Raw genomic sequence first — 12,451 nt, 5'->3', positions numbered from 1 at the left:
CTGAGCTCCCCTCAGGGCACCTGAGCCCCCCGTGTTGCGGTGTAGATCGCATAGAGCGAGGTCGACGCCGTGATGAACAGGCGGTTCCTGCGCGGACCACCGAAGGCCAGGTTGGCAACCGCCTGGGGCACCAGGATCTTGCCGAGCAGCGTGCCGTCGGGATGGAAGCAGTGCACGCCGTCGGCAGCGCTCGACCAGAGGTTTCCGTCGACATCCGTTCGCATGCCGTCGGGAATGCCCTTGTCGATATGGGCAAAGACCCGCCCATTCGTCAGGCGTTTGCCATCGGTGACATCGAAGACGCGAATATACCGTGGCGCGTCGGGTTTGTGGCTGGCGCCGGAATCGGCAACGTAGAGCAGGCGCTCGTCCGGCGAGAAGCAAAGCCCGTTCGGCTGCAGGAAATCGTCGACAGCGACGGTGAGTTCGCCTGTTGCAGGATCGAGCCGGTAGACATTGCGGCTCGCCTGTTCCTCGTCGGCCTTGTAGCCCTCATAGTCGGAGAGGATGCCGTAGGACGGGTCGCTGAACCAGACGCTGCCGTCCGACTTCACCACCACGTCATTCGGCGAGTTCAGCCGCTTGCCCTGGTAGCGTTCGGCAAGCGTCGTGATCGTGCCGTCGATCTCGGTGCGGATGACGCGGCGCCCGCCGTGCTCGCAGGACACGAGCCGCCCCTCCCGGTCACGGGTATTGCCGTTGATGAATTGCGATGGCGCGCGATAGACCGAGGTGCCCACACCTTCGATCCAGCGCAACACGCGTTCGTTCGGAATGTCGCTGAACAGCAGATAGCCGCCATCGTTGAACCAGACGGGACCCTCGGCCCATCGGCAGCCGGTGTAAAGCTCATCCAGGCTGGCGCTGGAGACGAGCAGGTCGCGGAAGCGGGGGTCGCGGATCTCGTAATGCGGGTTTTCCATGGGACGATCCTGGCAGAGCTTCAGGTTTTGCCGGCGCTGCGCGTGGTCGGCAGCATGATGACGGCAATGATGATGAGACCGGTGAGAATGAGGCGAATGCCTGCGCCAAAGCCGTAGGTGTTCAGCATCGAAACGACAAGGAACATGAAGAGTGAAGCGCCCCATATCCCCGGAACATTCGAGTTTCCGCCAGCAACCGCTGTCCCGCCGATCACGACGACGGCGATCGACATGAGCAGATATTCCGTGCCCATGTTGAGCGCCGCACCACCGGAGAAGCTGGCCAGCAGATAGCCGCATAGGGAAGCGAGCACGGCGCAGAGCAGGTAGGTGACGAGCCGCGTGCCGTCGATCGGAATGCCGGCCATGCGGGCAGCACGGATGCTCTGGCCAATCGCGGCAATCGAGCGGCCATAGACCGTGCGGTTGATGACGTACCAGACGATGACGGAGAGCACCAAGGCGACGAGCGCGACATTCGGGATGCCTGCCGTGGTGGCCGTGGTGAAGTCGGCAAGCCAGCTCGGCGGCTTGATGCGCAGGCCCCGGTTCGTCCAGATGGCCGTCGACTGCACGATGAAGCTCATCGACAGGGTCGCGATGATTGGCGGGATGCGGAGGAGCTTGATGAGCGCGTAATTGCCGATCCCGATCGCGATCCCAATGGCGATGGCAACCAGCAGCCCCGTCAGGATCATGCTGTTTTCGACATTCATCACCTTCAGCGAGACGGTCGCGGCAAGTGTCATGTTGGCGGGAACCGAGAGGTCGATGTTTCCAGGGCCAAGCGTGATCACCAGCATTTGCCCGAGACCCACGAGCACCGAGAAGGCTCCGAAGGTGAGGGCCGCCTGGGCGAGCCCGACGGTGCTTGCCCCGCCGGTGAAGACGATGGTGACTAGGAAGACGCTGGCTGCTGCGATGAACGACCAGATCCAGGTCCGCGAGAAGAGCGTGGAAAGTGTCTGTGTCATGCTTTCCTCTTACGGCCTTCGGCACGATTGAGCAGAAGACGTAGCGTCAGCACCAGGATCAGGATCGCGCCCTGTGCCCCAATCTGCCAGTCCGGCGAAATCCGGAGGAACGAAAGGAAGGAGCCGGCCAGCGTCAGCGTCAGCGCACCGATGACGGCACCAATCGGCGAGACACGCCCGCCGACGAATTGCCCGCCGCCGAGAATGACGCCGGCGATTGAAAGCAGCGTGTAGCGGAGCGCGATATTGGCGTCCGCTGAGGTGGTCAGCCCCACCAGCGCCATACCGGCGAGCACCGCAAAGAACCCGGCGAGACCATAGACTGCGGCCCGAGCGCCGATGATCGACCATCCGGCCCGGGCAACCGAACGGCTGTTGCCGCCCACGCCACGGAGCACCACCCCGAAGGACGAGCGCATGATGACATAGTGGCTGACAACGGCGATCAGGATGCTGGCGACGATCGCCATGGGAAGCAGCGGTGGCTTGACCGTCATGATCGCACGGATCCAGCCCGGCGCTTCACCGCCGGGAGCCGGTAGGATCAGGACTGCAAGCCCGCCCCAGACGAAGCTCATGCCGAGTGTCACGACGATCGACGGCAGATCTCTTAGATGAATCATAACGCCGATGAGAGCATAGACTCCGATGGCTGCCATCAGGATGAGCACGCCGATAAGCGGAGACGACTGCAGGAAGGTTGCCGTCACGCAGGCGACGAAGCTGACGAAGGTGCCCATCGATAGATCAAGGTCGTTGACCGTCATGATGAGCATCTGCGCGATCGTCGCGAGCGCGATTGGGACCGCTAGGTTGAACAGCAGGTTGAGCCCCGTATAACTCATCGCGCGCGGCTGCAGATAGAAGACGGCGGCGAGCAGTCCGACCAGCGACAGGGCGGGGATCAGCAGGCGCAGACCTTCGGAAGAGAAGAACTTCGTCATGCGGCCTCCTGGAAGGACGCAGACAGGATATTCTCTTCGGTCACCGCGTCGCCTTTCAGTTCGGCAACGATGCTGCCATTGTTGAAGACATAGACGCGATCGCAGAGGCAGACCTCGTCCATCTCGGTCGAGTACCAGACGAAGGTCCGCCCGGCATCCGCCTCCTGGCGCAGGATGGCGTAAACCTCCTGCTTGGTGCCGAAATCGACGCCGCGCATCGGGTCATCCATCAAAACCACCGGTGCCCGGCTGGCAAGCGCCCGGGCGAAGAGAACCTTCTGCTGGTTTCCGCCCGAGAGCGACAGGATCGGATTATCCATGTCGGGGGTGCGGATGCCGATCCGGTCCTTCCAGGTCTGGCCGAGTGTTTCCTCGCGGACGAAATCCAGGGTCTGCAGCCGCGACAGATCCGGCAGGATGCCGATGCTGAGGTTCCGCAAGATGCTCCAAAGCGTGAACGTGCCGTTGACCGCGCGATCGCCGGCGACGAAGGCCACGGCCGGGTCATTGGCCCGCAGCCAGTTGCCGGTCTTTGCCTCGAACAGGCCGACCAGCATGTCCGTCTGGCCATGGCCGCCGAGACCGGCAAAGCCGACGATCTCGCCTTTCATCGCCTGGAAGGGGAGCCCGCGTCCGCGCACCGGAGCAGCGGCGAGCACGGCTTCCCCAGCTGCCCGATCAACGGACTGGCGGGCTTGGCGCGCCTTGACGACGCTGCCCATGGCCTCGATCAGTCCATGTTCAGAAAACTCTTCGGCAGGACGTTGCGTCACCACTTTGCCGTCCTGCATAACGACGATGCGACTGGCAACAGAGAGGATCTCGCCGAGGATATGCGAGATGAAAAGGATTGACCCGCCGCTGCGCACAAACCGCTCGACATAGGCGAGCAGTTGCTCGGCAAGCCGCGCATCGAGCGAGGAAGTCGGCTCGTCCAGAATGACGAGGCGAACGGGGCTGCCGACCTCGCAGAAGGTGATTGCGATCTCGACCATCTGACGTTCGGCAATGGTGAGATTGCCGACGGCTTCGTGGCAGTCGATCGAATGGCCAGGAAAGATTTCCGCGAGCTTACTTTCGATCAGAGCTGCACCCCGCTTACGCCAGCCCCAGCCTTTCAAGCTGCGATGCATGACGCGGGTGTTTTCCACGATGGTCAGGTTCGGGCAGAGCGACAGTTCCTGGAAAACGCAGCGGATACCGGCGTCCCGCGCCGCCTTGATGCCATGGCCAGCCGTACTATGGCCGAAGCGGATGCTTCCCTCGTGAGGGGTGAGGCCTCCGTTGATCACGCTGACGATGGTCGATTTGCCGGCGCCATTGTGGCCGACCAGGCCGACACATTCGCCGGCACCGATCTCCAGCGTGACGCCATCAAGCGCCTTGACCGCGCCGAAACGTACACGCGCATCGGTGACGCTGACGACGGCGCGTCCACCGCCCGGATCGAGCATGGCATTCATGGGAAGCTACTCTTCACTTTATGAGGCACATAGGCTCTCCGAAACCGCCCGACCCGAAGGCCGGACGGTCTCGGGGAGGTTTCCTTGGGATCACTTTGCGGAAGCGATCACCTTCTGGGCATCTTCGAGCGAATACTCGACATTGGCAACGCCGCCAGCCTGGGTATTGGCCAGGTTGGCTTCCAGGTTATCCTGGTCGATGCGCAGGAAGGGCACGACGAGATCCTTCTTGACGTCCTTGCCGTCGAGGATCTGCTGGGCGACCCAGAAGGCAAGCGTGGAAACGCCGGGCGCGATCGACACCGACATGGTCTCGTAGCCGTTTGCGTCCTTCTGTTCCTTCCACCACTTCAGCTCGTCCTCGCGGTTGCCCATGACGATCACGGGCATCGGACGGTTGGCGGCTGCAATCGCCTGGGCGGCACCATAGCCGTCGCCGCCCTGGGTCACGACCCCGACCAGTTCCGGCAGGCTCGGCAGGATGCCGGCCACTGCCTTCTGGGCCACGTCCTGCGCCCAGTCGCCATGCACGGAGCCAACGATCTTGAACTGCGGGAACTGCTTCACGCCTTCATGGATGCCGGCCGAAATCTCGTCATCGACGAAGACGCCGGCAAGGCCGCGGATTTCGAGCAGGTTGCCGCCCTGCGGCAGCTTGCCGGAGAGATATTCGACCTGGCTGCGGCCCATTTCCTTAAAGTCGACGGCGATGCGCCAGGCGCAGGGTTCGGTGACGATGCCGTCGAATGAGACGACGATGATACCGGCATCACAGGCCTCCTTGACGGCGCCGTTCAGCGCGGTCGGCGAAGCGGCGTTGATGACGATAGCGTCATAGCCCTGCAGGATCATGTTCTGGATCTGGGCTGCCTGTTCGGTCGCCTGGTTTTCGGCGGTGGTGAAGGCGTCGGCGGCTGCGACCTGTCCGGCCTTGACCGCCTCACCCGTCACCTTTTCCCAGCTGGTCAGCATGGCCTGACGCCAGGAATTGCCGGCATAATTGTTCGAAAGGGCAATCTTTTTGCCCGAGGTGTCGGCCATTGCGGGCATGGATGTGGCGACAAGGCACAGCGCCGCGCTCGCCAGAATGTACTTGCTGGTCTTCATGATCTCACTCCCTGTTGTCCGGCACTCTTGGTGCCGGTTTCCTCCAAACAGCCGGGCGTCTCCCGGTCTGAATTCCCCGCCGAGTTCCTCTTCTCGGCAGGATCAGGATGGCTGGAATGACATCGGCTGTCGAGGTCGTGCTCGGCAGGACGTTTGCGGGATCTACGCAAGATGATGCGGGATCCCGCAGGACGACGAAGGTCTCGTCATGTGTTATGAGGGGAAGTGCGGTCAGGGGAGTGACCGCGCGGGAGGATGACAATGCTCAAGATCGCGCCACCGGCCCTGCTCGATCATTATCTCGGCATATCCGGGCTTCTGGCCGGCCAGCTCGATTTTCGCTCGGCGATCAAGGCCGTTGGTGTTGAAGTATCGCATATCGTGCCGCATGACCATCTCGATGTCTGTATCATGATGGTCAATGGCCTCTACCATACCGCCTATGAGAGCGGCCTCGATACCTTCTGGGGCCAGGCGGCACCGGCGCCGGTGACCAGCAGTCCGATCCGGAGCCTGCTCTGGGGTAACATCGATTTCCTGCTGACACCGGATGCGAAAGCGGAGAGCCGTTATTACAGCGATACACCCTTCACCAGTCCGATCTTCGAGCACAATCTGCGCAGCCGCATCCATGTGCCCCTGAAGGTGGGCGGGGAGGTGATTGGCGCGCTCAGCTGCTCATCGCATCAGGTGGATTTCTACACCTTGCAGGACGTCGAAAACGCCCAGTCGATTGCCGATCTCCTGTCGCCCTATTTCTTCGCGCTTCGGGCTGCCGAACAGGCCAAGCAGTCGGCGATCATCGAGGCGGAGGCGCGGGCGCGCGAGGAAGGCTTGCGACTGGGCGCGTTGAACCTGACGGAAGCGCTCGAAAGCGAGCGCCAGCGCATCGGCATGGACCTACACGACCAGACGCTGGCGGATCTCACTCGGTTGTCCCGACGCCTCGACAGGATGATGCAGGAGAAGGACTTGAGCGGGGAAATGCTGGAGCCTGTCGCCCGCAGCTTGCAGCAATGCATGCAGAACCTGCGTGACATTATCGAGGAGGCCAAACCGGCGGTTCTGCAGCTCTTCGGTTTCGCACATGCCATCGAAAATCATCTTGATCGTGCTGTACGCGACCAGGGCGCTGCTTTGTCTTGGCGCCTGATCGACGAAACCGATGGAGAAATCGATCTTCTCGACCAGACGGTCCGAATTGCGCTCTTTCGGATCACCCAAGAGGCAATCAACAATGCCGTCAGACATGCCCAGGCGGCAGGTCTTGCCGTGCGTCTTCGGGGCAGCAGTTCGGCCCTGGTGATTGAGGTCACCGACGACGGCCGTGGACTGACCCGTGGTGCTCGCGGCAAGGGCGGCGGGATCGATAACATGATGACGCGGGCTCGTCTCATCTCGGCCAAATTCACTATTGGCGCAAATCGAGACGGCGCAGGGACGACCGTGCGGGTTCAGCTTCCGCTTCCCACACGAATGGCGAAGCTGAGGGGAGATGAGCCATGAAAGTCCTGATTGTTGAGGATGACCCGCTTCACCGCTCCTATCTGCTCGAAGCCGTCTGTGCCGCCCTTCCCGAATGCCGGGACGTGCTCGAGGCGGAAAATGGGGCCGACGGTGAAAAGATGGCCCGCGAGCACAAGTCCGCCCACATCGTCATGGATCTGCAGATGAATGCCCGCAACGGCATTGAGGCGGCCCGTACCATCTGGAAGGAACGGCCCGACACCCGCATCCTCTTCTGGTCGAACTATTCCGACGAAGCCTATGTCCGCGGCGTCTCCCGCATCGTGCCGGATGGTGCCGCCTATGGTTATGTCCTGAAATCGGCCTCCGACGAGCGGCTGAAACTCGCTCTTCGTAGCATTTTCGTCGAAGCCCAATGCGTCATCGATCGGGAAGTGCGGGGCATGCAGCAAAAGAGCCTGGGCCAGGTGAAGGGGTTCAGCGATAGCGAATACGAGATCCTGGTTGATATCGCGCTCGGTCTGACGGACCGTACCATTGCCAGGCGCCGGGGGCTGTCGCTGCGCAGCGTGCAGAACCGTCTACAGCAGCTGTACGAGAAGCTGGGCGTCTACCAGATGGCGACCGACGACACGGACGAGGGGCGCTACAACCTGCGCGCCCGGGCCGTGACCGTGGCGCTCCTCCGCAAGCTCTTGAACTATAGCGCCCTTGAGCGCGCTGAGGCCGAGCTCGCCGACTGGCTGAGGTCACACTGACGGTTCTGGACGTCACCGCTTGCCAGTTGACGATCGCGCTTGAAGTTGGGAGACGGAGCTATGGACGCTTCCGCTGACACCAACGAAAACCAGCCGACACCGCGCATGCTTGCTTGGGCGAAAAACTCTGCCGCTTACCGGCTTGCCAAGCGCATGATGACGGAGCGGGAGCTCTCGGACGCCATCAAGCGCAAGGCGCGCAGCAAATTCGACGAGATCAGCGAGGCCCAGGTCAATGCGCTGGCGGAGGCGGCCCTCGCCTTCGGCCGCAGCATGAAGGCGCTCGACGATCAGAACTATGCCGAGATCCGGGCAAATTCTGCGGCCCGCAGTGGTCGATCGAAGCGAGCCATTGCCCGCAAGCTTGCCGAAAAGGGTGTCGACAAAGGGATCGTGGCATCCGTGCTGCTCGACGCCGACGATTTGCGCGCAGCCATCGTCTATGCGCGCAAGAAGGGGTTTGGTCCTTTCCGGCGTCCGGATGTCGAGGTCGACGAAACACGCTGGACGAAGGAAATCTCGTCCTTCGCGCGACAGGGCTTCAGCTTTGATCTTGCAAAGCGCGTTCTCGACATGGAGCGAGACGAATCGGAAGAGATCCTTCTGAGGTCTTCCTGATCTCGATCTTCGGTCTGTAGGCCCTATCCGTGTTATGCCCGCGTGCGGGCAATGCGGTCCTGGCTCGAAGCCGCTTGAGCCGATGTCCATGAACAGGAGACCCGGTTTCTCCCGGTCGCCTTGGAGCGATAGAGAGCGGCGTCGGCGCGACGCAAGGCGTCTGCCAGACCCTCATCGCTTGGCTCCAGCATGGTAATTCCGAAACTTGCGGTGACCGATCGATCGATTTCCGCATGATGACAGGTCGCAACAGCCTGCCGCAGGCGTTCGGCGATGGTGACAGCGGATGCCTGCGTCGCACCAGGAAGAAGAATGGCAAACTCTTCACCTCCCAGCCGCGAGAGCACATCGCAGTCACGCAAGACGGTTCGGCATATGTCGACCACATCGACCAGAACGCGATCGCCTGCCAAATGGCCGAACCGATCATTGATCTGCTTGAAGTGGTCGATATCGAAGCTGATAAGTCCGATGGACGGAGGACCCTTTCCTTCGACCAGACGTTGCGCTGTCGCCTGGAAAGCTGCACGCGACGTAGCGCCGGTGAGCCAGTCGTGGTCGGTCTGCCGCCGAAGCTCCATTTCCTTCATGACGAGGCCGGCAAGGGATTGAAGGATGGCTTTCTGCCGTTCGTCGAACTGCCGGGGTTCCCGATCGATGACGCAAAGTGAGCCGAGCCGCGCCTTCTCGGGCGTGACCAGCGGGGCGCCGGCATAAAAGCGTATGTAGGGGTTGCCTGTCACAAGAGGGTTGCGCGCTGTCCGTATGTCGCGCTCGGCGTTGGAAATCACCAGAACATCGTCGCTGCGAATTGTCTCGTTGCAGAAGGCTTGCTCGCGCGGTGTTTCGCGAATGGCCAGGCCGATATTCGACTTGAACCACTGGCGTCTATCGTCAACCAGCGAAATCAGCGCGATTGGCGTGTCGAAGATCAAGCGCGCAAGGGCGGCGATCCTCTCGAAAGGCTCTTCATGCGGCGTGTCAAGGATACCGTACTGATCGAGTATGTGCAGGCGTTCGACTTCATCCATCCGGGCATGCTCCTTCGCCACCCGAAGACGATTAGATACCAAACATTTAAGTTCGCTTAAATTCTAATGGTATCCTGCAGCCGCTCAGCCCTTCGCCCGCTGCAGCATCCCGAACAGGTCGCGGGGATCATCGGGATCTGCGATCAGGTCGACGGATTGGTAAAACGCCGTCCCGGCAACCCGGTCACGGACATAGCGGAGTGCCGAAAAATCCTCGATCGCAAAACCCACGCTGTCAAACAGCGTGATCTGCTTTTCATCCCGGCGGCCCGCGGTCTGGCCGGTCACCGCCTGCCAGAGTTCCGTCACCGGGTAGTCCGCCGGCATCTGCTGGATCTCGCCTTCAATCCGCGTCTGCGGCGGATACTCCACAAAGGTATCGGCGCGCGCGAGGATGTCGCTATGCAGCTCCGTCTTGCCCGGGCAGTCGCCGCCGATCGCGTTGATATGGACCCCGGCCCCGACCATGTTGTCGGTCAGGATCGTCGCATACTGCTTGTCTGCGGTGCAGGTGGTGATGATCTGAGCGCCTTCGATCGCGGATTGCGAGGTTTCGCAGGCCGTCACATGCAGGCCCGAGCCTTCGAGGTTGCGCCGTGTCTTGTCGGTCGCTTTCGTGTCGATGTCGAAGAGCCTGACATGGGTGATACCAAGCACGGCCTTCATCGCCAGCGCCTGAAACTCAGCCTGGGCGCCATTGCCGATCATCGCCATGGTCGTCGCACCCTTCGGCGCCAGGTGGCGCGCGGCCATCGCCGAAGTTGCGGCCGTGCGGAGCGCAGTCAGCAGGGTCATCTCGGTCAGAAGCACCGGATAGCCGGTCGAGACATCGGCAAGCAGGCCAAAGGCCGTCACGGTCTGAAGCCCCTCGGCCATGTTCTTCGGATGGCCATTGACGTATTTGAACGAGTAGATCTCGCCATCAGAGGTCGGCATCAGTTCGATGACGCCTTCGCGGGAGTGGGAGGCGACGCGCGGTGTCTTGTCGAAAAGTTCCCAGCGCTTGAAATCGGCCTCGATGACGTCGGTGAGCTCGGTCAGCACCCGCTCTATGCCGATATGATGCACGAGCCGCATCATGTTCTCGACACTGACGAAGGGGACGAGGGCTTTTTCCGAAGGGGCTGGCGCTGTCATGATCCACCGGTTGCAATCGACGATGGACGAAGTGTAGCGTTGGGCCTTGACCGCCGAAATGGCGATAATCTGTCATTTTGCTTTATTCATTGAGCATAGTGGTGACATCAAATGCGCAAACTGTCACTCAACGAAAAAAGCAGGGGCCGGAGCCCCTGCTGTCAAAGTCCCTCACGATGCGAGGGTGGGAGGATCACTTGAACTGCGCAGGCAGCCAGAGCGAGATCTCGGGGATGAAGGTAACAGCCATCAGCACCGCAACACTTGCCCCGAAGAAGGGCCAGATCGTGCGCATGGCTTCGCGGATGGTGATCTTACCGACGGCGCATCCGACGAAGAGAACCGTTCCGACCGGCGGCGTGTTGAGACCGATGCCGGCATTGAGGATCATCACCACCCCGAAGTGGACCGGATCGATTCCGAATGCCGAGACGACCGGAAGAAAGATCGGCGTGGAGATGATGACCATCGGCGCCATGTCCATGAAGGTACCGAGCACAAGAAGGATGATGTTGATCATCAGGAGAATGATGATCGGGTTTTCCGAGACCGCACCCATGGCCGCCACGAGCAGCGTTTGCACCTGCAGATAGGACATCAGCCAGCCGAAGGAGGCGGCTGTCCCGATCACCAGCAACACCATTGCCGTGGTACGAACCGCTCCCAGGACCGCTTCGACGAAGCCTTCCCAGTTGAGTTCACGGTAGACGAACAGCGCGACCAGCAATGCGTAGAGGACGGCGATACAGGAACTCTCCGTTGCCGTGAAAATACCGGAGCGTACGCCGCCAAAAATGATGCCGATCAGCAGGATGCCGGGAAGTGCAGCCGCAAAGAAGTAGAGGACCTTGTAAAGGCCTGGAAACGGCTCCGCTGGGTAACCCTTTCTGACGGCGACGATATAGGCGGTCACCATCAATGCGGCGGCCAGCAGCAGGCCAGGAATGATACCGGCCGTGAAAAGATCTGCGACCGAGACCGTCCCGCCGGCGGCGATCGAATAGAGGATCATATTGTGAGATGGCGGAATCAGCAGCGCAATGATTGCAGAATTGACGGTGACATTGACGGCATAGTCCCGGTCGTAGCCGCGAGCTGCCATCTGCGGCACCATCAGGCCGCCGACGGCTGATGCGTCGGCCACGGCCGAACCAGAAATGCCGCCGAAGAAGGTGCTGGCGACGACATTCACTTGGCCAAGCCCGCCCCGCATGTGCCCGACCAGACCCGCGGCAAAGCGGATGAGGCGTTCGGCGATGCCACCGCGAACCATCAGGTCGCCCGCGAAAATGAAGAACGGGATGGCCATCATCGCAAAGACGTTCATGCCGGAATTCATTTGCTGGAAAACGACGATGGGCGGCAGGCCGATATAGAGGACGGTCGCAAGGGACGCGATCCCGAGGCAGAAGGCGATCGGCATGCCGATCAGCATGAGTACTGCAAAGGTACCGAAAAGGACTGTGTAAGCCATTATGCGGCCTCCTGTGCGACGACGGATGCTGCGACCTCTTCGCCTAGGAAGACATCAACGAAACGCTCAAGGGCGAACACGGCGATGACCAGACCGCCGACTACGAGCGGAAAGAAATCCACACCTCCCGGCCAGCCAAGCACAGGGATCCTTGCAGTCCATGTGCCGGCCGCCAGCAAAACGCCGTAGTAGCTCATGGCCAGGCCAAACGCGGCGATCAGTCCAAGGCTGGTCAGATCCATGAGCCGCTGAATGCGCGGCGAGGCGCCGTGGCGCACGATGTCGAGGCCGAGATGCACGCTTTCACGCACGCCGACGGCCGATCCCAAGAGGATGAACCAGGACATAAGCTGCAGCGATAGCGGTTCCGACCAGGCTGGCGAGTTGTTGAGAACGTAGCGTCCGAAAATCTGCCAGCCGATGATCAGGGTCATGGCAACAAGGCCGACCCCGGACACATACAGGCACAACTGACTAAGACGTCCGAGCGTTGGCCGGATGGCCCGCATAAAACGCGACATGGATCCCTCCGAAATCCAGAATGAGAAAAGACCG

12 protein-coding genes are annotated in these 12,451 nt (G+C 61.3%); 3 read left to right on the top strand and 9 right to left on the bottom strand.

All coding sequences use genetic code 11. The features are described 5' to 3' along the window. Nucleotides 1–11: 11 nt before the first annotated feature. The 5 genes from AC1PUL_RS15210 to AC1PUL_RS15190 form a co-directional block, all read right to left on the bottom strand. Nucleotides 12–923, bottom strand: a complete 912-nt coding sequence (locus AC1PUL_RS15210; protein ID WP_480464984.1) for an SMP-30/gluconolactonase/LRE family protein — start codon at nt 921–923, stop codon at nt 12–14. Between the two features lie 20 nt (nt 924–943). Further along, nucleotides 944–1,897, bottom strand: a complete 954-nt coding sequence (locus tag AC1PUL_RS15205; protein WP_480464983.1) for an ABC transporter permease — start codon at nt 1,895–1,897, stop codon at nt 944–946. Next, nucleotides 1,894–2,841, bottom strand: a complete 948-nt coding sequence (locus AC1PUL_RS15200; RefSeq protein ID WP_480464982.1) for an ABC transporter permease — start codon at nt 2,839–2,841, stop codon at nt 1,894–1,896. Before AC1PUL_RS15200 ends, AC1PUL_RS15205 begins: the two co-directional genes overlap by 4 nt. Further along, entirely contained in the window at nt 2,838–4,304 is a 1,467-nt protein-coding gene (locus tag AC1PUL_RS15195; protein WP_480464981.1) for an ATP-binding cassette domain-containing protein, read from the bottom strand. Before AC1PUL_RS15195 ends, AC1PUL_RS15200 begins: the two co-directional genes overlap by 4 nt. A gap of 90 nt (nt 4,305–4,394) precedes the next feature. Then, entirely contained in the window at nt 4,395–5,411 is a 1,017-nt protein-coding gene (locus AC1PUL_RS15190; protein WP_480464980.1) for a substrate-binding domain-containing protein, read from the bottom strand. Between the two features lie 261 nt (nt 5,412–5,672). Here AC1PUL_RS15190 and AC1PUL_RS15185 point away from each other — a divergent pair, with 261 nt between their 5' ends. From AC1PUL_RS15185 to AC1PUL_RS15175, 3 genes are read left to right on the top strand one after another with little or no spacing between them, the layout of a single operon-like run. Further along, entirely contained in the window at nt 5,673–6,917 is a 1,245-nt protein-coding gene (locus AC1PUL_RS15185; protein ID WP_480464979.1) for a GAF domain-containing sensor histidine kinase, read from the top strand. Next, a complete protein-coding gene (locus AC1PUL_RS15180) occupies nt 6,914–7,636 on the top strand; it encodes a response regulator (RefSeq protein ID WP_480464978.1) in 723 nt (240 codons plus the stop codon). The genes AC1PUL_RS15185 and AC1PUL_RS15180 overlap by 4 nt, the downstream gene beginning before the upstream one ends. Nucleotides 7,637–7,696: 60 nt before the next feature. Continuing rightward, nucleotides 7,697–8,254, top strand: a complete 558-nt coding sequence (locus tag AC1PUL_RS15175) for a regulatory protein RecX (protein ID WP_480464977.1) — start codon at nt 7,697–7,699, stop codon at nt 8,252–8,254. 32 nt (nt 8,255–8,286) lie between these two features. Here the strand turns inward: AC1PUL_RS15175 and AC1PUL_RS15170 are convergent, their stop codons facing one another. The 4 genes from AC1PUL_RS15170 to AC1PUL_RS15155 all read right to left on the bottom strand — a co-directional run bounded on the left by AC1PUL_RS15170 (nt 8,287) and on the right by AC1PUL_RS15155 (nt 12,417). Next, the gene (locus AC1PUL_RS15170) at nt 8,287–9,285 is read right to left on the bottom strand and encodes a sensor domain-containing diguanylate cyclase (protein ID WP_480464976.1); all 999 of its coding nucleotides are present in this window, start codon (nt 9,283–9,285) and stop codon (nt 8,287–8,289) included. Between the two features lie 84 nt (nt 9,286–9,369). Further along, the gene (locus AC1PUL_RS15165; RefSeq protein WP_480464975.1) at nt 9,370–10,422 is read right to left on the bottom strand and encodes an ornithine cyclodeaminase; all 1,053 of its coding nucleotides are present in this window, start codon (nt 10,420–10,422) and stop codon (nt 9,370–9,372) included. 193 nt (nt 10,423–10,615) lie between these two features. Further along, nucleotides 10,616–11,896 carry a TRAP transporter large permease gene (locus tag AC1PUL_RS15160; RefSeq protein WP_480464974.1) on the bottom strand — a complete coding sequence of 427 codons (1,281 nt, stop codon included), beginning with the start codon at nt 11,894–11,896 and terminating at the stop codon, nt 10,616–10,618. Then, entirely contained in the window at nt 11,896–12,417 is a 522-nt protein-coding gene (locus tag AC1PUL_RS15155) for a TRAP transporter small permease (protein WP_480464973.1), read from the bottom strand. The genes AC1PUL_RS15160 and AC1PUL_RS15155 overlap by 1 nt, the downstream gene beginning before the upstream one ends. Nucleotides 12,418–12,451 lie beyond the last annotated feature (34 nt).

Source organism: Rhizobium sp. P43, assembly GCF_056730705.1.
The sequence above is the reverse complement of the archived record's forward strand: the minus strand, read 5'-3'. Positions and strand labels throughout refer to the sequence as shown.

Coding starts and splice junctions, on each gene's coding strand:
- AC1PUL_RS15210 (WP_480464984.1), bottom strand. CDS start 923: ATGGAAAACCCGCATTACGAGATCCGCGACCCCCGCTTCCGCGACCTG.
- AC1PUL_RS15190 (WP_480464980.1), bottom strand. CDS start 5,411: ATGAAGACCAGCAAGTACATTCTGGCGAGCGCGGCGCTGTGCCTTGTC.
- AC1PUL_RS15180 (WP_480464978.1), top strand. CDS start 6,914: ATGAAAGTCCTGATTGTTGAGGATGACCCGCTTCACCGCTCCTATCTG.
- AC1PUL_RS15160 (WP_480464974.1), bottom strand. CDS start 11,896: ATGGCTTACACAGTCCTTTTCGGTACCTTTGCAGTACTCATGCTGATC.
- AC1PUL_RS15205 (WP_480464983.1), bottom strand. CDS start 1,897: ATGACACAGACACTTTCCACGCTCTTCTCGCGGACCTGGATCTGGTCG.
- AC1PUL_RS15155 (WP_480464973.1), bottom strand. CDS start 12,417: ATGTCGCGTTTTATGCGGGCCATCCGGCCAACGCTCGGACGTCTTAGT.
- AC1PUL_RS15185 (WP_480464979.1), top strand. CDS start 5,673: ATGCTCAAGATCGCGCCACCGGCCCTGCTCGATCATTATCTCGGCATA.
- AC1PUL_RS15165 (WP_480464975.1), bottom strand. CDS start 10,422: ATGACAGCGCCAGCCCCTTCGGAAAAAGCCCTCGTCCCCTTCGTCAGT.
- AC1PUL_RS15195 (WP_480464981.1), bottom strand. CDS start 4,304: ATGAATGCCATGCTCGATCCGGGCGGTGGACGCGCCGTCGTCAGCGTC.
- AC1PUL_RS15200 (WP_480464982.1), bottom strand. CDS start 2,841: ATGACGAAGTTCTTCTCTTCCGAAGGTCTGCGCCTGCTGATCCCCGCC.
- AC1PUL_RS15170 (WP_480464976.1), bottom strand. CDS start 9,285: ATGGATGAAGTCGAACGCCTGCACATACTCGATCAGTACGGTATCCTT.
- AC1PUL_RS15175 (WP_480464977.1), top strand. CDS start 7,697: ATGGACGCTTCCGCTGACACCAACGAAAACCAGCCGACACCGCGCATG.